Annotated in this window: 17 protein-coding genes; 3 read left to right on the top strand and 14 right to left on the bottom strand. The window is 69.9% G+C overall.

All coding sequences use genetic code 11. The features are described from left to right. Positions 1-185: 185 nt before the first annotated feature. From AB5J49_RS11600 to AB5J49_RS11620, 5 genes are all read right to left on the bottom strand, one after another. Positions 186-1,025, bottom strand: a complete 840-nt coding sequence (locus AB5J49_RS11600; protein WP_369168494.1) for a carbohydrate ABC transporter permease — start codon at positions 1,023-1,025, stop codon at positions 186-188. Next, a complete protein-coding gene (locus tag AB5J49_RS11605) occupies positions 1,022-2,386 on the bottom strand; it encodes an ABC transporter permease subunit (protein ID WP_369168495.1) in 1,365 nt (454 codons plus the stop codon). The genes AB5J49_RS11600 and AB5J49_RS11605 overlap by 4 nt, the downstream gene beginning before the upstream one ends. A 6-nt stretch (positions 2,387-2,392) precedes the next feature. Further along, on the bottom strand, positions 2,393-3,724 hold the full coding sequence (locus AB5J49_RS11610) for an ABC transporter substrate-binding protein (RefSeq protein WP_369168496.1): 1,332 nt from the start codon (positions 3,722-3,724) through the stop codon (positions 2,393-2,395). A gap of 60 nt (positions 3,725-3,784) precedes the next feature. Continuing rightward, positions 3,785-5,455 carry a glycoside hydrolase family 13 protein gene (locus AB5J49_RS11615; RefSeq protein WP_369168497.1) on the bottom strand — a complete coding sequence of 557 codons (1,671 nt, stop codon included), beginning with the start codon at positions 5,453-5,455 and terminating at the stop codon, positions 3,785-3,787. Between the two features lie 143 nt (positions 5,456-5,598). Further along, positions 5,599-6,870, bottom strand: a complete 1,272-nt coding sequence (locus AB5J49_RS11620; protein WP_369168498.1) for an ABC transporter substrate-binding protein — start codon at positions 6,868-6,870, stop codon at positions 5,599-5,601. Between the two features lie 126 nt (positions 6,871-6,996). Between AB5J49_RS11620 and AB5J49_RS11625 the strand changes: the two genes are divergently transcribed. The 3 genes from AB5J49_RS11625 to AB5J49_RS11635 all read left to right on the top strand — a co-directional run bounded on the left by AB5J49_RS11625 (position 6,997) and on the right by AB5J49_RS11635 (position 10,822). Further along, complete coding sequence (locus AB5J49_RS11625; RefSeq protein WP_369168499.1) at positions 6,997-7,512, top strand: PadR family transcriptional regulator; 516 nt, start codon at positions 6,997-6,999, stop codon at positions 7,510-7,512. Beyond that, positions 7,509-8,303 carry an ABC transporter ATP-binding protein gene (locus AB5J49_RS11630; RefSeq protein WP_369168500.1) on the top strand — a complete coding sequence of 265 codons (795 nt, stop codon included), beginning with the start codon at positions 7,509-7,511 and terminating at the stop codon, positions 8,301-8,303. Before AB5J49_RS11625 ends, AB5J49_RS11630 begins: the two co-directional genes overlap by 4 nt. A gap of 236 nt (positions 8,304-8,539) precedes the next feature. Further along, a complete protein-coding gene (locus tag AB5J49_RS11635) occupies positions 8,540-10,822 on the top strand; it encodes an ABC transporter permease (protein ID WP_369168501.1) in 2,283 nt (760 codons plus the stop codon). A gap of 36 nt (positions 10,823-10,858) precedes the next feature. Here the strand turns inward: AB5J49_RS11635 and AB5J49_RS11640 are convergent, their stop codons facing one another. From AB5J49_RS11640 to AB5J49_RS11680, 9 genes are all read right to left on the bottom strand, one after another. Then, positions 10,859-11,869: a hypothetical protein gene (locus AB5J49_RS11640; protein ID WP_369168502.1), complete on the bottom strand. Its 1,011-nt coding sequence runs from the start codon at positions 11,867-11,869 to the stop codon at positions 10,859-10,861. 91 nt (positions 11,870-11,960) lie between these two features. Next, complete coding sequence (gene pgi, locus AB5J49_RS11645) at positions 11,961-13,616, bottom strand: glucose-6-phosphate isomerase (protein WP_369168503.1); 1,656 nt, start codon at positions 13,614-13,616, stop codon at positions 11,961-11,963. A 52-nt stretch (positions 13,617-13,668) separates the two neighbouring features. Continuing rightward, positions 13,669-14,955 carry an MFS transporter gene (locus tag AB5J49_RS11650; protein WP_369168504.1) on the bottom strand — a complete coding sequence of 429 codons (1,287 nt, stop codon included), beginning with the start codon at positions 14,953-14,955 and terminating at the stop codon, positions 13,669-13,671. A 137-nt stretch (positions 14,956-15,092) separates the two neighbouring features. Beyond that, a complete protein-coding gene (locus tag AB5J49_RS11655) occupies positions 15,093-15,428 on the bottom strand; it encodes an RNA polymerase-binding protein RbpA (RefSeq protein WP_003957010.1) in 336 nt (111 codons plus the stop codon). Positions 15,429-15,629: 201 nt separating this feature from the next. Beyond that, positions 15,630-15,866 (bottom strand): preprotein translocase subunit SecG, encoded by a 237-nt coding sequence (gene secG / locus AB5J49_RS11660; RefSeq protein WP_369168505.1) that lies wholly within the window; start codon positions 15,864-15,866, stop codon positions 15,630-15,632. Between the two features lie 108 nt (positions 15,867-15,974). Continuing rightward, positions 15,975-16,730 carry a triose-phosphate isomerase gene (gene tpiA / locus AB5J49_RS11665; RefSeq protein WP_369175104.1) on the bottom strand — a complete coding sequence of 252 codons (756 nt, stop codon included), beginning with the start codon at positions 16,728-16,730 and terminating at the stop codon, positions 15,975-15,977. 41 nt (positions 16,731-16,771) lie between these two features. Beyond that, positions 16,772-17,983, bottom strand: a complete 1,212-nt coding sequence (gene pgk, locus AB5J49_RS11670; protein ID WP_369168507.1) for a phosphoglycerate kinase — start codon at positions 17,981-17,983, stop codon at positions 16,772-16,774. Positions 17,984-18,136: 153 nt separating this feature from the next. Beyond that, entirely contained in the window at positions 18,137-19,147 is a 1,011-nt protein-coding gene (gap, locus tag AB5J49_RS11675) for a type I glyceraldehyde-3-phosphate dehydrogenase (protein WP_369168508.1), read from the bottom strand. Between the two features lie 229 nt (positions 19,148-19,376). Beyond that, positions 19,377-22,331 carry a M14 family zinc carboxypeptidase gene (locus AB5J49_RS11680; RefSeq protein ID WP_369168509.1) on the bottom strand — a complete coding sequence of 985 codons (2,955 nt, stop codon included), beginning with the start codon at positions 22,329-22,331 and terminating at the stop codon, positions 19,377-19,379. Positions 22,332-22,454: the final 123 nt, after the last annotated feature.

Consider the following 22,454-nt stretch of genomic DNA (forward strand, 5'->3'; position numbering starts at 1 on the left):
GGCTCCGCCCCTTCAACCCCGCCAGGGGGCTCCGCCCCCTGGACCCCCGCTCCTCAAACGCCGGAGGGGCTGAATTACTCAGCCCGTCCGGCGTTTGAGGACGAGGCCCGTTCAGGGCCGAAGCGGGGGTCTGGGGGCGCAGCCCCCAGGGACGGGACGGGTAGGGGCGGCGGGGGCGAGGAACCCTACTTCACCGACCCCGCCATCACCCCCTGCACGAAGTGCCGCTGGAACGCGAAGAACACGACCACCGGCACCACCAGCGACACGAACGCCCCCGGCGCCAGCACATCGATGTTGCTGCCGAACTGCCGTATCTGTGACTGGAGTTCAACCGTCAGCGGCTGCGACGCACTGTCGGCGAACAGCAACGCCACCAGCATGTCGTTCCACACCCACAGGAACTGGAAGATGGCCAGCGAGGCGATGGCCGGCCGCCCCACCGGCAGCACCAGCCGGGTGAAGATCCGCCACTCACTGCCGCCGTCCATCCGCGCCGCCTCCAGCATCTCCTTCGGCATCTCGGCGAAGTAGTTGCGCAGCAGGAACACCGCGAAGGGCAGCCCGTACGCCACGTGGAAGAGGACGACGCCAGGAATCGTGCCGAACAGCCCCAGCTGGCCGAAGAGTTTGGCGACCGGCAGCAGCCCGATCTGCACGGGCACCACCAGCAGCGCCACGACGACCAGGAAGATCGCCTCCCGCCCGGGGAAGTCCAGCCACGCGAAGGCGTACCCGGCGAGTGCCGCGAGGACGACCACCAGCAGGGTCGCCGGCACCGAGATCAGCACGGTGTTCCAGAATGCCTGGGTGATCCCGGCGTTCCCCAGCAGCGTCGAGTAGTTGTCGAAGGACAGCTGGCCGGGACTGGTGAACACCGTCCACCAGCCGCCCTTGGCCGTGTCCTCGGCGGACCGCAGCGACGACAGGAACAGGCCGGCCAGCGGCGTCAGCCACACCAGCCCGATCACCACCAGAAACGCCTGGACCAGTGAGTTGCCCAGGCCGCGCCTGACCGTGTTCATCGCTGACTCCCTCGGAAACGGCGGACGTTGAAGACCATGGCCGGGATGACCAGCAGCAGAAGCAGTACGCCCAGTGCGCTGCCGAGCCCCTGGTTGTTGCCGCCGCCGAACGACACCAGCCACATCTGCGTCGCGAGCACGGTCGCGTCCTCCTGCACCGGCCCGGGCGCGATGATGTAGACGAGGTCGAAGACCTTCATCACGTTGATCACGAGGGTCACGAAGACCACCGTCAGTACCGGTGCCAGCAGCGGCACGGTGATCCGCCGGAAGATCTGCCACTCGTTCGCGCCGTCCATCCGCGCCGCCTCCAGCGAGTCCCGGGGCAGGGCCGAGAGACCGGCGCCGATCAGGACCATCGCGAAGCCGGTCCAGATCCACAGGTACGCCCCGATGATCGCCGGCGTGACGAGCGTCGGCCCGAGCCAGGAGATGCCCTCGTAGGGAGCGGCGAAGTTCGAGGCCGGCAGCTTCACCGTGTACGAGCCCTGGTCCAGCCCCTCGAAGCGGAAGGAGCCGTCGGACGCCGTGGTCGTCGAGGCGACCGCCTTCCCGGCCCGCACCGCCTCGACCTTCATCTCGGGCAGCCCGTTCTCCCGCCGGTCGACCTTGCCCTGTTCCCCTCCCCCGCCGGGTGTGAAGTCGAGGTACACGACGCCGCGCAGCTCATCGGGGCTCGCCTTCCGCCCCGCCGCCGCGTACGCCGGCTCGGTGCCGCCGGGCAGGTCGTCGGGGAGCACACCGACCAGGCCCAGCGTCACCGCCTCGCCTGGGGAGACGCCCGCGCTCGTGCGGTACGAACCGTCGGTGCCCTTCGTCAGTCCCTGCCCGTCGCGCGCCCGGGCCGTCGGGTACGTCGACGTGCCCTGGAAGGCGTCGTGCACGGAGACGGCGGCGGCGTTCAGCACGCCCTTGTCGGGGTCCTCGTCGTACGCGAGCCGGAAGATGATGCCGGCGGCGAGGAAGGACACGGCCATCGGCATGAACAGCAGCAGCTTGAACGCGGTGGCCCAGCGGACCTTCTCCACCAGCACGGCCAGGATCAGGCCGAGGCCGGTCAGCAGAGCCGGGGCCACCACCACCCAGATCGTGGTGTTGCGGATGGCCTTGAGGGTGGCCGGGTCGCGGAACATCTCCGAGTAGTTCTCGCCGCCCACGAAACGGGTGCCGGAGGCGTCGAAGAAGCTGCGTCCGACGGAGAAGAGGACGGGGTAGACGACCAGGGCACCGAGCAGGAGCAGCGCGGGGAAGACGAAGAGCAGGGCGATGATCCGGCCGCGCCGCCGGGTGCGCCGGCTGCGCGCCTTGCCGGCGCCCGCGGAGGGCGCCGGGCTCGTCTCTTTCACGAGGGTGGCGGTCATGACCGGTCAGCCCTGGCCCTCGTACGCCTTGGCCGCCGCGGCCTCCAGCTTCGCCGCGGTCCCCTTCGGGTCCGACGGGTCGCGCAGGAAGTCCTGCAGGAGCTTCCACTCGCCGGCGCCCTTCGTGCCGCCGAAGGCCGCCGGTGCCTGGTCGGACATGTCGAAGCGGACCGAACCACCCGCCGCGACAAGGGACTTGGCGGTCGCGCGGGTGACGTCGTCGCCGTAGGAGGCGAGGTCGACGTTCTTGTTCGGGGACAGGAAGCCGCCCGCCTCGGCCCACACGGCCGCGGCCTCCGGCGTCGCCAGGTACTCCAGCAGCGCCATGCCGGCCTTCTGGTTCTTGCCGTCCTTCAGGACGACGGCCGCGTCACCGCCGCTGACCACCGGCGCCTTGCCGGCGCCGACCGCCGGGAAGGGGAAGAAGTTCGCGTCCTCGCCGATCGACTTGCCGAACTGGTCCTTGGCGACACCCGCGACGAAGTCGCCCTCGTAGACCATGCCCGCCTCGGGCTTGGGCCCGAACACCTTCTCCACCGAGCCCGGGAAGTCGGTGTTGAGGGCCCCCTTCTGGCCGCCCGCGATCAGCTGCTTGTCCTTGAACAGCTTGCCGAGGGTGGAGAGCGCCTCGACCACGGACGCGTCGGTCCACTTCAGCTTGTGCGCGGCGAGGGCGTCGTACTTCTCGGGTCCGGCCTGGGAGAGGTAGACGTTCTCGAACCAGTCGGTCAGCGTCCAGCCGTCCTGCCCGGCGACCGAGAAGGCGGCGAGCCCGGAGTCGGAGACGGTGTGGCCGGCCTTGAGCAGGTCGTCGTACGACTTCGGCGGCTCCACGCCCGCCTGGGCGAGGGCGTCGGGGCTGTACCAGACGGTCGACTTGTGGGCGGCCTTGAAGTAGAGGCCGTAGAGGGTGCCGTCGACGCTGCCGTAGTCCTTCCACACGGGTGCGAAGTTGGTGTCCACGGACTGCTGGGTGGTCTTGGACAGCGGCTTCAGCCAGTCGTTCTTCGCGAACTGCTGGAGCACGCCGACCTGCGGGACCATCACGACGTCGGGGGCGTTGCCGCCCTCGATCTTGCTGCCGACGACGGTGGAGACGTTGTCCCCGGTGGACGTGAACTGGGTCTTGGCGCCGGTCTTCTCGGTGAACGCGTCCAGCACCTTCTGGAAGTTCTTCTGCTCGGTGCCGGACCAGACACCGGCCACGGTGACCGTCTGGCCGCTGAGCGCCTTGTCACCGCCGCCCGCGGAGACCGGCCCGCCACCGCAGGCGGTCGCGCCGAGTGCCAGGACGAGAGTGGTGCAGCCGGTGAGCAGGGTCGTACGTCGTCGCATCATCGTTGATGTCCCTTCGGGGGGTTGGGAGTTGACGGGAGCTCGGGGATCCTGGGGGGGGCTTCAGAAGTCGGCGCCGTCGCCGATCCACCACGCGGCCGTCGAGCCGGGCAGCACCCCGGCCGGGCAGGGGCCGCTGGACAGCAGGGGGGTGCCGGAGACCGGCGCCGGTGTGGGGGCCGTACCGAAGTTGACGGCGCAGACGAGGCCGTCGCCGCGGACGAAGGCCAGGACGCCGGGCGGGGTGTCCAGCCAGCGCAGCGCGCCCTCGCCCAACTGGGGCAGCGCGTCCCGCAGTTGCAGGCCGTCGCGGTACAGGTGCCAGAAGGAGCGGGTGTCGGCGAGGGCGCGGTCGGTGGCGTACTCGGCGAAGTACTCCGGCTGCGGCAGCCACGGCTTGGCGCTCTCGGCGCCGGAGGTGAAGCCGAAGGGCGAGGCCTGTCCCGACCACGGCAGCGGCACCCGGCAGCCGTCGCGGATGCGGGCCCGGCTGCCGGTGCGGTGGAAGATCGGGTCGGTGAGCACGTCGTCCGGGAGGTCGACGACCTCGGGCAGACCCAGCTCCTCGCCCTGGTAGATGTACGCGGCACCGGGCAGCGCCAGCATCAGCAGCGCGGCGGCGCGGGCGCGGGCGGCGCCGAGGCCGCTGCCCTCGGTGGCGGGTTCGCCGTAGCGGGTGACGGTGCGGACCTGGTCGTGGTTGTTCAGAACCCAGGTGACCGTGGAGCCCGTGCCGGCTATGTCCTGCATGGCCTCGGAGATGACCTTGCGGAAGGCGCCGGCCTCCCAGGGGGCGCTGAGCAGGTCGAAGAAGAATGCCTGGTGGAGTTCGTCGGAGCGGACGTACTGGGCGTGTTCGCGCGCGGTCGGGACGGACACCTCGCCGACGAGGAGCCGCTCGCGGCCGTCGGCGGCGGTGTACGCCTCGCATATGGAACGCCACTGGCGCCACACCTCGTGCACCTCGGGCTGGTTCCAGGCGAGCGGGTTGACCGAGTCGCGGGTGCGGGCGTCGGCCTCCGGGTCGTCCGAGTCGGGCAGTTCGGGGTGCTTGTAGAGGCCGGCGGCGACGTCGATACGGAAGCCGTCGATGCCCCGGTCCAGCCAGAAGCGGAGCACCCGGTCGAACTCGGCGCCGATCTCGGGGTTGCGCCAGTTCCAGTCGGGCTGCTCGGGCGCGAACATGTGCAGGTACCACTGGCCGGGCCGGCCGTCCGCCTCGGTCACCCGGCTCCAGGCCGGGCCGCCGAACATGGAGTGCCAGTTGTTGGGCGGCTCGGACCCGTCGGAGCCGCGGCCGTCGGCGAAGTGGAACCGGGCACGGGCCGCACTGCCGGGCTCCGCGGCCAGCGCCTCCTCGAACCACGGGTGCTCGCTGGAGCAGTGGTTCGGGACGATGTCGAGCAGCACCTTGATGCCGAGCCGCCGGGCCGCCGCGACCAGCAGGTCGAACTCGGCGAGGTCACCGAAGAGCGGGTCGACGTCGCAGTAGTCGGCGACGTCATAGCCGTGGTCGTGCTGCGGCGAGGGATAGAAGGGGCTCAGCCAGATCCCGTCGACCCCGAGCTTCTTCAGATACGGCAGCCCGGCCCGGACCCCGGCGAGATCGCCGACGCCGTCGCCGGTGCTGTCGAGGAAGCTACGGACGTACACCTGGTAGATCACGGCGTCACGCCACCAAGGGTGCCTGTTCAACCCATTGACCTGTCTCTGAGGAGGGCAGCTGTTATGCATGCATGTTAAGTAGGTGTGTCGCGAGAGTGTCAATGAACTGGACGTAAGCTACCGACCGGTCGGGGCTTTATATCCGCATTAATCAGCCCATAGCGGCCATAGAAGAGACCGGGGCGTTACTTAACAGGTAACTAGGGAGCGAGCTAGCGACGAGAGATGGCGTCGAGCTCCCGCGCCAGCCGCCGCACCGCCGCCTCGGGCGTCTCACGCCCGGTCATCGCGTCGCGTACGACCGCCTGCACCACCAGGCTCACCTGGTCGTAGCGCGGGCTCTTGGGGCGCGGCGCGGCCGTGCGCACGCTCTCGCGCAGGGTCGGCAGATACGGGAACTCCCGCACCAGCTCGGGATCTTCGTACAGGTCGGCCCGTACGGGTGGCAGCGCGCCGCGGGTGAGGACCTGGCGCTGGACGCGCTCACTGGCCAGGTACGCGATCAGACGGGCGGCCGAGTCGGGGTGCCGGGCATGTGTGCTGACGGCGAGGTTGGAGCCGCCCAGGACGCTCGTCCCCGGCCCGTCCGGACCCGGCAGGGGTACGGCGCCGATCTTCCCGGCGACCGGTGAGCCCTTGGCCGAGGCGCCGACATAGGCGTACGGCCAATTACGGAGGAAGAGCAGGCGTCCGTCCTGGAAGGCCTGCTTGGACTCCTCCTCCTTGTACGTCAGCGCCCGCTTCGGGATCCAGCCCTCGCGCACGCCACGGGCGAGGAAGCCGATACCCTCGCGGGCGGCTGTCGAGTTCACGGTGACGCGCTCGCCCTCGTCGCCGAGGATCGAGCCGCCCGCCGAGTAGACGGCCTCGGCGGCATTGACCGTGAGGCCCTCGTATGGCAGGAACTGGCCCGCGTAGCCGTCGAGGCCGTACTTCGGCGCGATGGTCTTCGCGGCCCGTTCCAGTTCGGACCAGGTGCGCGGCGGGTCGACGCCTTCCTTGGCCAGGATGTCCTCGCGGTAGAGGAGCAGGCCGGCGTTGGTGACGTACGGGACCGCGTACAACTGCCCGTCGTAGGTCGCCGTGTCCACGACCGGCGGCAGGAAGGTGTCCAGCGGGAAGCGGTCGCGCGTCAGCGGGCGGATCCAGCCCTGCGCCGCGAACTCCGAGGTCCAGCTGACGTCGATGTTGAGGACGTCGAAACGGCTGCGGTCGCCGCCGCGCAGGTCGGTGGTCATCTGCGCGTGGGTCTCGTCGGCGGAGTCGGGCAGCTCGACGAGGGTGACTTTCTCGCCGGGGTGGGTGCGGTTCCAGCCGTCCAGGACGGAGCCGAGATAGCCGGTGAGATCGCCGGCGGTGGCGAGGGTCAAGGGTCCCCTGCCGCCCGCGGTGGCCTGGTCGGCGCGGGCGCCGGCGGCAACGTAGCCGGTCAGGATCACAACAAGCACGAGAAGGCCCCTACCGGCGGCGTGGATCCACCGCATAGGTTCCTCCCTGTACACCTGGCACCGGGCACCTTCGCCCGGGGACAGAGGCCATGTATACCTGTTAGGTATGCGCGATACTAGGCCTCGCAGCACATTACCCAGGATGCGAGGAGGAGAGCACGAGTGCGGCTGCCCCTCCTGGCCCTGCTGGCGCGCGGCCCGGCGCACGGCTACGAGCTGAAGCAGGACCTTGAGCAGATGCTGGGCTCCGCGTACCCTCAGCCGAACGTCGGCCAGATCTATGTGACCCTCGGCCGCCTCGAGAAGTCGGGACTGATCGAGGGCGAGGACGTAGAGCAGTCGAGCCGGCCCAACAAAAAGGTCTACCACCTCACCGACGCCGGGCGTGAGGCGCTGCGCGCCTGGTTCGAGGAGCCCGAGGACGAGCCTCGGGTACGGGACGAGTTCTTCATGAAGCTGGCCCTCGCCCCGCAGACCGGCCTCGTCGACCAGATCGCCCTCATCAACAAGCAACGGCGCCAGTATCTGAACACCATGCGTCAACTGTCGAAGCTGGCCGCCGCCGAAGACCGGGACAACCGCATAGCCCATCTACTGATCGAGGGCGCGATGCTGCATCTGCAGGCCGACCTCGACTGGCTGGAGCGGTGCCAGGAAGAGCTGGAGGAGCTGGAGTGAGCGACGATTCCACTCCTGCGCCGGGCGCGGAGACTTCTGCGCCGCGCACCGAAAGTCCCCTGCTGCGCGCCGAGGGCCTGGTCAAGACGCATCACGGCGAGGGCGCTCCGGCGCATGCCGTACGGGGGGTCGATCTTGCCGTCCGGCAGGGCGAGTTCGTGGCCGTCACCGGGCCGTCCGGTGCCGGTAAGTCGACCTTGCTGCATCTGCTCGGCGGACTGCAGCGGCCCGACAGCGGCAGCATCTGGCTGGACGGCGAGTGCGCCGACGCGTGGCGCGAGGCCCGCTGGGCGGTGGAGCGAAGGAAGCGCATCGGGATCGTCTTCCAGTTCTTCAACCTGGTCTCCGACCTGTCCGTCGCCGACAACGTCGAGCTGCCCGCGCTGCTGGCCGGCGTCCCGCCGAAGCGGGCCCGCGCCGAGCGGGCGGAGCTGCTGGGCGAGCTGGGCCTCGCGGGCAAGGAGCGGAGCATGCCGGGCGAGCTGTCCGGCGGCGAACAGCAGCGCGTCGCCCTGGCCCGCGCTCTGGTCAACCGTCCCCCGCTGCTGCTGGCCGACGAGCCCGCCGGCAGCCTGGACAGCAAGGGCACCCGCGAGGTGATGCGGCTGCTGTCCCGCTTCCACCAGCGCGGCCAGACGATCGTGCTGGTCACGCATGACGCCCGGCTGGCGAGCGCGGCGGACCGCGTCATCAGCTTCTTCGACGGCCGCATCGCCGACGACGCCGAACTGGACGGCGGCCCACCGCCGCGCCGGACGGGGATATCGGGTGTGCTGGAGCTCAAGGACTGAGATGCGGCTGTACGACCGCCGGCCACCGAGCCGCCTGAACGCACGCGAGCCCTGGAGCCCGACCGAGGCGCGCAGGCCCCTGCCCACAACCGTCGATCTTCGACGTACGGCCGAGGCACGGGAGCCCCTGACCACGGCAAACGGCCTTCGTCGGCCGGTCGGGGCACGGGAACCCGAGTCCGCCGTGTGCGAGGCGTGTCGCCCTGCCGTCCCCCGCGAGCGGAGAGGCTGACGTCGTGCGAGCCACCCTGCGCTGGGCGCACTCCGATCTGCGTACGCACCGCGGCGAGGCGCTGTTCCTCGTGTTGGCCACGGCCGGGATCGTCGTCTCGCTGTTGCTGGCCACGGCACTGTTCGGCTACGCCACCAACCCCTGGCAGCGCGTCTTCACCCAGGCGCACGGCGCACACGTCTGGCTGCACACCGGCGCCTCGGCCGACACCGCGCAACTGGCCGAGCTCGACGGCGTCGACTCCGTCGCGGGCCCCTACCCCACCGCCTCCACCACCCTGGCCTCCCGCGGCACCCGCGCCTCCGTCGAGCTGCGCGGCACGCCCGACCGCCCCGCCGTCGACCGCCCGCTCCTCGCCTCCGGCCGCTGGCTGGACCCCGCGAACCCCGACGGCGTCGTCCTGGAGAGCCGCCTGGCCCGCGCCCTCCTGGCTGCCCCCGGCGACACCCTCACCCTGCCCGGCGCCCACCGGACCCTGACCGTCCTCGGCGTCGCCGACAGCGCCGAGCCGCGCTACCGGCCGGGCGAGCAGCCGGGGCTCGTCTGGGCGCCGCCGGCCGCCGTACGCGATCCGGGCGGCCAGGTGATCGGGCTGCGCCTGACCGACCCCGACGACACGGACTACGCCGTCCAGCGCGCCGTGACCGTACTGGGCGCCGGCGCGGTCAGCGAGGTCTCCACCTGGAAGCAGGCGCGCGCCGAGGCACAGGGCGACAACCGGCTGCTGGGACAGGTGCTGGGCCTGTTCGGGCTGGGCGCCCTGGTCGCCGCCGGGCTCGCCGTGCATGGGGCGATCGGCACCCGTATCCGCGGCCATCTGCGGGACATCTCCGTACTGAAGGCGATCGGCTTCACCCCGGGTCAGGTGGTCCGCGTCTTCCTGCTCCAGCACCTCGCCTACGCGCTGCTGGGTGCCGTGGCCGCGGCGGCCCTCATCCAGGCCGTGGGCAGCCATATCCCGGGGCGGCTCGGGGACGCGGTCGGGGTGTGGCAGGGGCTGCCCGGGCACAGCGTGGCGCTGCTCGTGGTACCCGTGGGCGCGGTGCTGTTCATCGGCGCGACCACGGGACTCGCCGCGTGGCGGGCCGGACGTGTGCCCCCGGTTCCGGTGCCGCGGCCCGCGGCACCGCTCGGCGGCCGGCTTTCCGGCGTGGCCCGGCAGGCGCTCGGGCTGCGGCTGCCGCCCGCGCTGGTGCTGGGCTGGCACCGGGCGTTCACGCGTCGCCTGCGGTCCCTGGCCACGGTCGCCCGGCTCGCGCTGCCGCTGCTGCTGATCGTGGTCGCGATGAGCGCGTGGACCACCATCGACCGCTTCGACAGCCGGCCCGACCGGATCGGCCTGCCGACGGCCCTCACCGTCCACGCCGACTCCGGCCTGCCCGACCGGGACGCCCGCACACTGCTGGAACGCGACCCACAGGTCGCCGCCGCCTACCCGGGCGTCGAGGTGGCCGCCCTGGTCCCGGGCCAAACGGGCACGATCGCCCTGCGCGGCCTCGGCACCCACGCGGACCCCTACCCGTACGCCCTGGCCGAGGGCCGTGCCGCCCAGGGGCGCGACGAGGCAGTGGCCGGACAGGGCCTGCTCGACCTGCTGGACGTGAAGATCGGCGACTGGGTCCGGATGACCGTCGGCGACCAGCCGCAGATCCTGCACATCGTGGGCCGCAGCATCGAGCCCGAGAACGCCGGCCGGGTCATCTCCACCTCCCTCGACACCCTCCGCGAGAACGACCCGGGCCTCGGCCCCACCCTCTACGAGCTACGGCTCCGACCGGGCGCGGAACCGTACGAGGTCGCCGACCGCCTCGCCACCGCCGGACACGGGCGCCTGGACGTCCACGCCGTACCGAACCCCGCCGACGGGCTCTCCCCCCTGCGCGGAGTCGTCGTGGGCCTGATCGTCGTACTGGCCCTCATCGGGCTCATCGAACTGCTGACCGCGATCGGCGGCACCGTCCGCGAGAGCGAACGCGACCTGCTGGCGCTCAAGGCCATCGGCCTGTCCCCCCGCCAGATCACCGCGATCACCGTCACGTCCACCGCCTGCACCGCCCTGGCCGCGGTCGTCCTCGGTACGGCCCTGGGCACACCCCTCGCGCACTGGCTGATCGACGCCCAGGGCAGATCGAGCGGCATCGGCGCCGGCATCGCCCAGGGCCCGTCCGCCGCTCTCCTGGTGCTGCTCGGCGCGGCGGCGGTCACGGGGGCGGCCGCCCTCGCCGCCGTCCCGGCCTCCCGCGCGGCCCGCCGCAGGCTCGCGGACACACTGAGCGCGGTCGCCTGACCGACGGCGGGGCCGACGGGTTCCTGGTCCCCGGGGTCAGCCGCCGTAGGGGCCGGGACCGTGGGGCCGCTGTGGGTTGTACGGCGGCGGCGGGTTGTACGGCGGCGGGCCCGGTGCGTAGGGGTTGCCCTGCGGGGACGGACCGTAAGGGTTGCCCTGCGAGGACGGACCGTAAGGGTTGCCCCGCGAGGACGGACCGTAGGGGTTGCCCTGCGAGGGCACGTAAGGGTTGCCGCCCTGCGGCGGTACGAAGCCGTTCGGTGCGTACGGCGGTGGCGGTGGGGCCGGTGTCGGGGTGGGCGGCAGAGTGGCCGGGTGGGCCCCCAGCCGGATGCCGTACCGGCTGCTGAGCCGGCCCATCTCCAGCAGGGCGATGCCCGTGACCGTCACGGGGGCGCCCAGGATGAAGACGACGCCCATCACGAGGCCGAGGCCGTGCAGGTCGCCCGTGATGAGATCGGGGATGGCCATGAGCCAGGTCGTCACCGTGGCGAGCAGCGGCGGCAGACCGCGGTGCACGGCGGCGGTGCCGAAGAAGTTCCCCGAGATCCGGTAGGCACCGGCGATCACGAAGAAGCCCATCCAGAGCCCGACGACGCTGAACAACAGGCTCCCGAGAATCCCGAGGGAGCCACCCAGCTGGAAGATCGCCACCGTCCCGAGCGCCGAGCCGATGAACAGCAGCAGCAACTTCAGCGACCTGACCAACGGCTCCCGCAGCTGCCCCACCGTGCCCGCGCCGGAGCGCCGCCAGATGTGGAGCATCACGCCGACCGTGAGCGGCGTGATGAACAGCAGGACGACACACGCGGTCGCCGCGTTGTCCAGCATCTCGTCGAAGGCGAACCCGCCCTCGACGAAGGTGTAGACCCCGAACGCCGCGACCGCGCCGGCGATGACCCGCGCCTTCTTCAGCGCGTCCACCGACGGATCCAATGAGTCCGGGATCCAGGTCGGGTGGAACACCGCCCGCGCCACGTGATGGGGCTTCAGGAACGAACGGGCGGTCAGCGTGCCGCCGGTCCAACTCCCGTATGGATTCGTCAACTTGCACTCCCCCGAGTGATCGCGCTCATGATCGCCGGGGGAGTCTACGGGAAGCGGACGACCGCGCGCCGCCCGCTTTCCTCATCCGTGATCAGTGCCGGCCGCGCAGCTCCCGGTACTTGGCGACGAGCGCCTTCGTCGACGCGTCCAGCCCCGGCACGTCGGCGCCCTCGGTGAGCGCGGGCTCGACCCGCTTGGCGAGGACCTTGCCGAGCTCGACGCCCCACTGGTCGAAGGAGTCGATGTTCCACACCGCGCCCTGTACGAACACCTTGTGCTCGTACAGCGCGATCAGCTGGCCGAGCACGGACGGGGTCAGCTCACGCGCGAGGACCGTGGTCGTCGGGTGGTTGCCCTTGAACGTCTTGTGGGTCACCAGCTCGTCCGGCACCCCCTCGGCACGCACCTCGTCCGGCGTCTTCCCGAACGCCAGCGCCTGCGTCTGCGCGAAGAAGTTCGCCATCAACAGGTCGTGCTGCGCCTTGAGTTCGTCGCTCATCTCGGCGACCGGCTCGGCGAATCCGATGAAGTCCGCCGGGATCAGCTTGGTGCCCTGGTGGATCAGCTGGTAGTACGCGTGCTGCCCGTTGGTGCCCGGCGTGCCCCACACGACCGGCCCGGTCTGCCAGTCGACCTCCCGCCCGTCCCGGCCGACGTACTTGCCGTTGGATTCCATGTCGAGTTGCTGAAGATACGCCGTGAACTTGGACAGGTAGTGGCTGTACGGCAGCACGGCGTGCGACTGGGCGTCGTGGAAGTTGCCGTACCAGATGCCCAGCAGGCCGAGCAGCAGGGGCACGTTGGACTCGGCGGGCGCGGTGCGGAAGTGCTCGTCGACGATCCGGAATCCGTCGAGCATCTCGCGGAAGCGGTCCGGGCCGATGGCGACCATGAGCGAGAGCCCGATGGCCGAGTCGTACGAGTAACGCCCGCCGACCCAGTCCCAGAACTCGAACATGTTGGCCGTGTCGATGCCGAAGTCGGCGACCTTCTCGGCATTCGTCGACAGCGCGACGAAGTGCTTGGCGACAGCTTCCTGCCCCGCCTTCAGCTCGCCCAGCAGCCAGTTGCGGGCCGAGGTGGCGTTGGTGATCGTCTCAATGGTGGTGAACGTCTTGGACGCGATGACGAAGAGTGTCTCGGCCGCGTCCAGGTCGTGGGTCGCCTCGTGCAGGTCGGCGCCGTCGACGTTCGACACGAAGCGGACCGTGAGGCCGCGGTCGGTGTAGCTGCGCAGCACCTCGTACGCCATGGCCGGGCCGAGGTCGGAGCCGCCGATGCCGATGTTGACGACGTTCTTGATGCGCTTGCCGGTGTGGCCGGTCCAGGCGCCGGAGCGGACCCGCTCGGCGAAGGCGGCCATCCTGTCCAGGACGGCGTGCACACCCGGGACGACGTTCTCCCCGTCGACCTCGACCACCGCGTCACGCGGCGCGCGCAGCGCGGTGTGCAGGACGGCGCGGTCCTCGGTGGTGTTGATCTTCTCGCCGCGGAACATGGCGTCCCGCAGCCCGAACACGTCCGTCGCGACGGCCAGCTCGCGCAGCAGCCGCAGGGTCTCGTCGGTGACGAGGTGCTTGGAGTAGTCGATGTGCAGGTCACCGACCTGCAGCGTGTACCCCGCACCGCGCCCCGGATCAGCGGCGAACAGCTCCCGCAGCTGCACCTCGCCGAGCTCCTCACGGTGCTTGGCCAGGGCGGTCCACTCGGGCGTCTGGTTGAGCCTGGTACGGCCGTCTGCGTTCATGTCCGACTTCAGCCTTCTTTCGTGCCTGTCCCAGCTGTTCCAACCTAGTTGATCAGCGCGGGGCGTGAGCCGTCGTGGCGTCGGCGTCCGGCGCAACAACAGGTACGTCCGGCTTGCGCACAGGTATCAGCGCGGTGACGGCCAGCACGAAGAAGGCGGCCGTGAGCAGGGGCGGCGTGTTGAGGCCCCAGGCGGTGGCGACGGCACCGCCCAGCAGGGCGCCGAGCGGCACCCCGGCGAAGGCCAGGGTCCGGAAGGCCGAGGCCACCCGGCCCAGCAATCCGGCGGGGCTGCGCTGCTGCATGAGGGTCGTCGTGTTGACGTTCCACACCATGCCCATGAGCCCGAAGACGACCAGGGCGGCCACCAGTACGGCCAGACTGCGCACGGTGCCCATGACCACGAGGGCCGCGGTCTGCACCGCACCGGCGAGCAGCACGGCCCGGATCGTGCCCAGCCGCTTCACGATCCGGCCGTTCACCACTCCCCCGGCCAGACCCCCGACGGTGAACGCGGCGCCCGCCGCCGCGTACCCCACGGAGCCGGCGTCCAGCCACCCGGTCACCAGGACGACCAGGGTGGCGAGCAGGGCGCCCATGCCGATGTTGCACAGCGCGGTGGCGGCGCACAGGCCCCGCAGGTCCCGGTCGCGCCACAGGGTGCGCAGTCCCTCCCCGATCTCCCGGCGCAGGGTGCTGCCCGCCGGTGCCGGCTTTCGCTCGGGCGCCTCGATCCGCAGCGAGGCCACCAGGGCGGCCGCCACCAGGTAGGTACCGGCGTCGGCCGCGAAGGGAACGGCGGCTCCCACGGCCAGCAGTACCGGCACGGCCGGCCCGCCCACCAGTCCGCCGGCGATGCGCTGGCCGGTCATCAGGCGGGCGTTCGCGCTGCCGAGGGCGTCGTGGTGCACCAGCGCGGGGAGCAGGGCCGTCGCGGCGTTGTCGAACAGCGTCTGGAGTGCGGTCAGGGTGAAGGCCAGCGCGATGAGCAGTCCGATCGAGGCGTGCCCGAGTGCCACGGCCACCGCGAACGCGCCGACCAGCAGGGCGCGTAACGCATCCACCGTCCACATCGCGCGCCGCTGGTCCACCCGGTCGGCGACGGCGCCGCCGAGCAGCCCGAAGACGATCCACGGCAGATAGCCACAGGCGGTGACCGCGGCGATCAGCAGCGGCCGGTCCGTCAGCGTCACGGCAAGGAGCGGCAGGGCGGCCGTACGCAGGGAATCACCGAAGCTGGAGAGCACGGCGGCGCTCCACAGCCGTCCGAACCCCCCGCGCCACGCGGGCGCACGCACTCCCACGGTCTCAGCCGTCGTCACAACTCCCCCTCGGTCCATCGATGCAGAAGATCGATACACAAACCGTAGAGGGCACCACTGACAATCGGCCTCGGAGCGGGAGTCCACAACCGGCGCACCGGTGTGTCATACAGGACCGGCCAGGCACCCACAGGTACCCGGCCGGTCCTCAACTCCTAGATTTCACCCCGCAGTTTGGCGAGCGCCTCGGCGAGGATCGCCTCGCCGTCCGCGTCGCTGCGCCGTTCCCGTACATACGCCAGGTGCGTCTTGTAGGGCTCGGTGCGCGGCGGGTCCGGCGGGTTGTCCCGGTCCTGTCCGGCGGGAAAGCCGCAGCGCGGGCAGTCCCAGGTGTCGGGAACCTGCGCGTCGCTGGCGAAGCTGGGCTGCGTCTCATGCCCGTTGGAGCACCAGAAGGAGATGCGCAGCCGGGGCGCGGACTCGCCCCGCTCGGCCTCGCCCATCGGCCCCGCCCCGACCCGGCTTCCTCGGATCGCGTTGCCACTTGCCACGGTCGTAACTCCCTGCGTGATGGTGCCGCAAAGCGAGTCGGGGTTTCGCTTCGCTGCGAGCGCCTCAGTCTACGTAAGGCCCAACGCGCGTCCAGTGATTGGAGTTACATAGCCCCCACACCAAGACGCAAGCCCCATGATAGGCCGCGCTCAGCTGCGCGTACCGAACATGGGGCCTTACGTGCGGAATGTGCGTACCGGTCAGTTGTTCACCTTCATCAGGATGCCGAGCACGACAATGCACGCGAACCACGCCAGACCGACCACGATGGTGATCCGGTCGAGGTTGCGCTCGGCGACCGAGGAGCCGCCGACGGACGACTGCATGCCGCCACCGAACATGTCGGAGAGGCCGCCGCCCTTCCCCTTGTGCATCAGCACCAGCAGCATCATCAGCAGGCTGAAGACGATCAGGGCGATCGAGAACCCCAAAACCACGGCTGGACCAACTCTCTCGGATTCGGATGAACGACGGGGGCACAGCACCATGGCTGTGCCCCCGCAAGAGTACGACGTATCGCCGCTACCGCATACTCCCAGCTCGCGTCACTGGTCGCGGAACCGCACGATCTTGACGAACTCGTCGGCGTCCAGTGAGGCACCGCCGACCAGGGCGCCGTCGATGTCGGCCTGGGCCATGATCTCCGCTACGTTGCCCGACTTGACCGAGCCGCCGTACTGGATGCGGACCTTGTCGGCCAGCTCCTGCGAGTACAGCTCGGCGAGCTTGCCACGGATGGCGGCGCAGACCTCCTGGGCGTCCTCGGCGCCGCAGACCTTGCCGGTGCCGATGGCCCAGACGGGCTCGTAGGCGATCACGATGGTCTCGGCCTGCTCGGCCGGGAGGTCCTTCAGACCGCCCTCGACCTGGGCGAGCGTGTGCGGGACGGCGTTGCCGGCCTCGCGGACGTCCAGCTCCTCGCCGACGCACATGATCGGAGTGAGGCCGTGCTTGTAGGCGGCCTTGACCTTGGCGTTGACGATCTCGTCGGTCTCGGCGTGGTACTGGCGGCGCTCGGAGTGTCCGATCGCCACGTAGGTGCACTTCAGCTTGGCCAGCATCGAGCCGGAGATCTCGCCGGTGTAGGCGCCGGAGTCCTGGGCCGAGATGTCCTGGGCGCCGTACTTGATCTTCAGCTTGTCGCCGTCGACCAGGGTCTGCACGGAGCGCAGGTCGGTGAAGGGCGGCAGGACGGCGACCTCGACGGCCTCGTAGTCCTTGTCGGCCAGGGCGAAGGCGAGCTTCTGGACGTGGGCGATGGCCTCGAGGTGGTTGAGGTTCATCTTCCAGTTGCCCGCCATCAGCGGCGTGCGCCCGGAAACATTGGATACGGCCATTGAGGTCAGTCCTCCAGTGCGGCGAGGCCGGGGAGCGTCTTGCCCTCGAGGTATTCGAGGGAGGCGCCGCCACCGGTCGAGATGTGGCCGAATGCGGTCTCGTCGAAGCCCAGGGTGCGGACGGCCGCGGCGGAGTCGCCACCGCCGACCACGGTGAAGCCCTTGGAGTCGACGAGGGCCTGGGCGACCGCTTTGGTGCCCTCGGCGTAGTCGGGGTGCTCGAAGACGCCCATGGGGCCGTTCCAGAAGACGGTGGCGGCGTCGGCGAGCTTCGAGGCGTACAGCTTGCGGGTCTCCGGACCGATGTCCAGGCCCTCCTGGTCGGCCGGGATGGCGTCCGCGGCGACGGTCGTGGGGTTGGCCGGGGCCTTGGTCTTGAGGTCCGGGAACTCGGTGGAGACCAGGACGTCGACCGGCAGGACGATCTCGACGCCGCTCTTCTCGGCGCGCTCCATGTACTCGGTGACGACCGGGATCTGGTCCGCCTGGAGGAGGGAGATGCCGACCTCGTAGCCCTTGGCCTTGAGGAAGGTGTACGCCATGCCGCCGCCGATGAGCAGCCGGTCGGCCTTGGCGAGCAGCTGGTCGATGACGGCGAGCTTGTCGGAGACCTTGGCGCCGCCGAGCGCGACGACGTAGGGCCGCTTGACGTCCTCGGTGAGCTTCTTCAGGACGCCGACCTCGGTGGCGATGAGGTGGCCGGCGTAGTGCGGCAGGCGGGCCGGGAGGTCGTAGACCGAGGCGTGCTTGCGGTGCACCGCGCCGAAGCCGTCACCGACGTAGACGTCGACGAGGGCGGCCAGCTGGTCGGCGAACGCGCCGCGCTCGGCGTCGTCCTTGCTCGTCTCGCCGGCGTTGAAGCGCAAGTTCTCGACGACCGCGACCTGGCCGTCGGCGAGGCCCGCGACGACGGCCTGGGCGGACTCGCCGACCGTGTCGGTCGCGAACGCGACGTCGGCACCGAGGAGTTCACCCAGGCGCGCGGCTGCGGGCGCGAGGGAGAAGGCCGGGTCCGGGGCGCCCTTGGGGCGGCCCAGGTGGGAAGCGACGACCACGCGGGCGCCCGCCTCGGCGAGTGCCTTGACGGTGGGCAGGACGGCGCGGATTCGGCCGTCGTCGGTGATCGTGGTGCCGTCCAGCGGCACGTTCAGGTCGGCGCGGACGAAGACCCGCTTGCCGGCGACGCCTTCGGAGAGAAGTTCGTCGATCGTCTTCATGAAGGGGACTCCTGAGAAGGGCTCGTGATCGCTCTTGATCGCTCGGAAGCGCTCGTGATCCAACAGGTCTGATCTGCACGTGCGTCAGGGCTCGGGCGGCGCGTCCCTGCGCCGCCCGAGCCCTGACTCACATCAATGCGCCTGCTCTGGATATCAGAGCTGGTTGCCGACGAAGACCGTGAGGTCGACGAGGCGGTTGGAGTAACCCCACTCGTTGTCGTACCAGCCGAGGATCTTCACCGAGTTGCCCTCCTGGACCATGGTCAGGGAGGAGTCGAACGTGCAGGAGGCCGGGTCGCTGACGATGTCCGAGGAGACGATCGGGTCCTCGGTGTACGACAGGTAGCCCGCCAGGTCGCCGTCCTCGGAGGCCTTCTTGAACGCGGCGTTGACCTCGTCCTTGGTGACCTCGCGCTGCAGCGTGACGACCAGGTCGGTGGCCGAACCGGTCGGGACCGGGACGCGCATCGCGATGCCGTCCAGCTTGCCCTTGAGCTGCGGGAGCACCAGCGCGGTGGCCTTGGCGGCACCGGTGGTGGTCGGGATGATGTTCTCGGCGGCGGCGCGGGCGCGACGCAGGTCCGAGTGCGGGAAGTCCAGGATGCGCTGGTCGTTGGTGTACGCGTGGACCGTCGTCATCAGACCCTTGACGATGCCGAAGTTCTCGTCGAGGACCTTGGCCATCGGCGCCACACAGTTGGTGGTGCAGGAGGCGTTCGAGATGACGTGGTGGTTCGCCGCGTCGTACTTGTCCTGGTTGACGCCCATCACGATGGTGATGTCCTCGTCCTTGGCCGGAGCCGAGATGAGGACCTTCTTGGCGCCGCCGGCGAGGTGCTTGGCGGCGTCGGCCTTCTTCGTGAAGATGCCCGTCGACTCGATGACGATGTCGACGCCCAGCTCGCCCCACGGGATGTCGGCGGGGTTGCGCTCGGACAGGACCTTGATGGTGTGGCCGTCGACGGTGATCGTGTCGGCGGTGTGCGACACCTCGGCCTTGAGGCGGCCCAGGATGGTGTCGTACTTCAGCAGGTGCGCGGTGGTAGCAGTGTCACCCAGGTCGTTGACAGCCACGATCTCGATGTCAGCGCCCTGCTCCAGCAGCGCGCGGAAGTAGTTGCGACCGATACGACCGAAGCCGTTGATGCCTACGCGGATCGTCACGAACCGATCTCCTCGTTGGTACGCCGGCTATGCGGTGCCGGCGAGCTCTATTTGGGATGTCCCCGACCGCCTACGACCCTACCTCTCTGAAGCCGCCGTGGTGACATCCAGATGCCCCATACACGGCACGGCGGTCCGTACCCGTCAGTAGGGGTACGGACCGCCCGGCCCTGAAGCCTGGATCCCTCGATTTCGTTACGGCGCGTTGCGCGCCATTGACCTCGGCGTGTCAGTCCTCAAGTGAGGAGAGGGCCTTTCCGATGAGCGCCGTACGGTCGGCCGCCGCGGTGACGTGTTCCAGGCCGAAGCCCAGCAGCACCGTGTCGTCCGTGGTGACCGCTCCATAGGTCTGGAACAGCGCTCCGGTGCGCGCCCAGTCCTTGAGGACGGCCGGGCTGCCCGCGGGCGGTCCGGTCACGCTCCAAGAACCGAGCGACGTCTCGAAGCCCTCGGTCTGCGTCGCCGTGCCGCCGACCACGAGCGAGGCCGCGTCGGCGAGGACGCCGTGACCGCCGAAGCCCGGGTCGCTGACATAGCTGATCGAGAGCTCGACCGACTTTCCGGCGTAGGCGCTCAGGTCGAACTCGACCTGCTTCCAGCCCTTGGAGGCACCGGTGAGCGCGTTCCACTGGCCGCTGCTGCCGCTCGCGGTGCAGCCGCTGGTGGCCACGGTGAGGTAGTGGGCCAGCCAGGGGTGCTCGCCCACGTAGAACCCGGCCTCGCAGTCCGCCGGCACGGTGGTGCTGGTGGCACCGCCCGCCTCGGGGAGTGTCGTCCAGTCCTCGGCCCCCGTGGTGTGGGCCTCGATCAGGACGTTGTCGTAGCCGGGCTCGACGTCCCACATCAACTGGGTGCGCAGGGTCGGCTTCTGCGCCGCGCTCACCCCGGAGAGGTCGACGGTCCTGGTCAGCCGCTTGTAGGCGTCGTCGGTGTGCACGGCGGCCGCCATGTAGGAACCGGCGTACGGCCCGTACGGGTTGACGGTCCCGGCGTACTGGCCGGCGCCCACGCTGGCGAACTGCGGGTACTTGTCGGCAGCGAGCTCGTCCGAGGTGACGCTGTAGCTCCCGGCCTTGTCGAGCGGGTTGCCGGTGGCGTCACCGAGCGCTCCGGTGAAGCCGCCGAGGTTGCCGGAGCCGGTGAAACCGGTGGCCCCGGGCAGCGACGTACGGGAGTAGGCGCCCAGGTAGTACTGGCTGAAGTCGTCCGACAGGGTGCCGCCGCCGAGGTCGACGGTGCCGCCGGCCTGCTCGCCCGCCTCCATCAGCTTGCCGCCCTCGTTGAGGTAGGCGCGCAGCTGGAGCTGGGTGGCGTTGCCCGGGACGTTCGCGCCGGTGTAGTGGACGGCGGTGTCGAAGTGGCTCAGCACGCCGAGCGCGTCGGGCGCGCCCTGAGTGGCGACGTCCCAGACGATCGCCCTGCGGCCGTTGGCCTTGAGCGCGTCGACGTACTTCTGCGCGTGCGTGGCGGTGGCGCCTTCCTCGGCGACCACGAGGACGTTCGCGCGCGGACGTTCGGCGACCGTGTACGTGAAGTGCTCGCTGGAGGTGGGCTTTCCGCTCTTCGTCTCGCCGGTGAACCACACCTCGACCTTGTCGCCCGGGTCGCCGTCCGCGACCTTGGCCCGGTACTCGTCGAAGTGGAGGTTGTCGTCACCGCCGTACGTCTCGCCGCCCTTCCAGGGGCGCAGCGCCATGTCCTCAGTACGGCCGCCGTTGACGCGGTACTTGAGCTCCTTGTCGCGTACGGACTTGCGTACGACGACGGAGACCTCCTGGTCGGCACCGCGCGAGTACGACGTGGTGAACGGCGCCGGCGTGAAGTCGGCGGCCTTCAGCCCGACCGAGGAGGACGGCTGGTCGGGGTGTACGGCGCTCTCGGCGACGGAGAGCGCGAACGGGACGTTCTTGGCGAACTCCTGCTGGATCAGCTTCTCGTCGTCCGGGAAGTTGAAGACCGACTGGCAGTCCCGCGCGTTCCACTGGTCGTTCGGGTCGATGTTCGACGCGGTCTGGCAGGTCGACATCTCGGGCGTGAACATCGCTATGCCGTTGACGTTCGAGGCGTGGCCGTCGGCCTCGCCGTTCGTCGTGTACAGCTCCGAGGAGACCTGCGGGTGGTAGCCGGGGACCGCGGGGTTGTCCGGCGTGCCGGCGAGCGACTTGTAGAGGACGTCGTCCGGGCTGTCGGTGGCGACCTGCCAGCCGACGCCGTAGAGGATGAGCTCGGCCGCGGAGTGGTAGTTGATGCCGTAGTCGAAGCCGATACGGCGCTCGAAGGCGTCCAGGGCCTTGGTCTCGGGCTCGGAGGCCGGGGACGCGCCGCGGTAGGTCTCGCTGGTGGGGTTGGGGGACGAGCCCTCGTCGTCGTAGCCCCACTTGTAGGTGAAGTTACGGTTGAGGTCGACGCCGTCGCCGGTGCTGATGGCACCGTCGCCGTTGATGTCGCGCAGGTTCTTGCGCCACAGGCGGGTGCTGGATCCCTGGAAGGTGTAGTCGTAGCCGTCGGGGTTGGCCGAGGGGACGAACCACAGCTCGGTCGAGTCGACGATCTTCTTGACGCGTTTGTCCGTCTTGTAGTTGTCCAGGTAGTAGTGCATCAGACGCCGGGTCATCTCCGGCGTGATCCACTCGCGTGCGTGCTGGTTGGAGACGTAGAGGACGGAGGGCTTGGCGCCGTCCTTCGTCCGCTTGGCGTTCTTGGTGAGCTTGAGCGCCAGGATGTCCTGGCCGTTGATCGTCTTGCCGATGGAGACGACCTTGGTGAGGCCGGGGTTCTCCTGCCCCGTCCGGACGATCTCCTCCTTGAGCCCCCCGCTTCCGCTGTACGGGCGGTACACGCCCTCGGCGGCCTTCTCGGTACGAGCCTCGGCCTTGGCGGAGAGGTCGTGCTCGGTGAGCTCGACGCCCTGCTTCCGAAGCTTCTTGGCCTGGTCGTCGGTGAGATAGACCTCGACGGTGGCGGTGCCCTTCTCGGGCGCCTGCTCACTGAGTTCGTGGCCGTCCTGACCGGCCGCCAGCAGCAGGGGTACCTGCTTCTTGGTGACCTCGGCGCGAAAGACCTTGACTTCGTTCGGGTCGGTTTCTTGTGAACTTCCCGGTTGCGCCTGGGCGATGGGTGCGATGCTCGCTCCGCCTATCAGGAGCGCACCGGCAGCGAGGATCGATCTCGCTCTGGGTCTCATGAACCCCCCTAGCAGTGATTCGCCACAGTGACGAATGACTGCCAGGCTCATGCCACTTCACGGTCCAGTCAAGAGCCGCAAAGATGACAAATACCGGTGCAGACGTCCCAAGTGGACGTCGGC

Origin of the sequence: Streptomyces sp. R28, from assembly GCF_041052385.1 — a bacterium.
Classification (GTDB): Bacteria; Actinomycetota; Actinomycetes; order Streptomycetales; family Streptomycetaceae; genus Streptomyces.

Excerpts from the sequence above, each read along its gene's own strand:
- AB5J49_RS11600 (WP_369168494.1), bottom strand. The coding sequence starts at position 1,025 with ATGAACACGGTCAGGCGCGGCCTGGGCAACTCACTGGTCCAGGCGTTT.
- AB5J49_RS11605 (WP_369168495.1), bottom strand. The coding sequence starts at position 2,386 with ATGACCGCCACCCTCGTGAAAGAGACGAGCCCGGCGCCCTCCGCGGGC.
- AB5J49_RS11610 (WP_369168496.1), bottom strand. The coding sequence starts at position 3,724 with ATGATGCGACGACGTACGACCCTGCTCACCGGCTGCACCACTCTCGTC.
- AB5J49_RS11615 (WP_369168497.1), bottom strand. The coding sequence starts at position 5,455 with ATGCATAACAGCTGCCCTCCTCAGAGACAGGTCAATGGGTTGAACAGG.
- AB5J49_RS11620 (WP_369168498.1), bottom strand. The coding sequence starts at position 6,870 with ATGCGGTGGATCCACGCCGCCGGTAGGGGCCTTCTCGTGCTTGTTGTG.
- pgi (WP_369168503.1), bottom strand. The coding sequence starts at position 13,616 with ATGAACGCAGACGGCCGTACCAGGCTCAACCAGACGCCCGAGTGGACC.
- AB5J49_RS11650 (WP_369168504.1), bottom strand. The coding sequence starts at position 14,955 with ATGGACCGAGGGGGAGTTGTGACGACGGCTGAGACCGTGGGAGTGCGT.
- tpiA (WP_369175104.1), bottom strand. The coding sequence starts at position 16,730 with ATGGCGGGCAACTGGAAGATGAACCTCAACCACCTCGAGGCCATCGCC.
- pgk (WP_369168507.1), bottom strand. The coding sequence starts at position 17,983 with ATGAAGACGATCGACGAACTTCTCTCCGAAGGCGTCGCCGGCAAGCGG.
- AB5J49_RS11680 (WP_369168509.1), bottom strand. The coding sequence starts at position 22,331 with ATGAGACCCAGAGCGAGATCGATCCTCGCTGCCGGTGCGCTCCTGATA.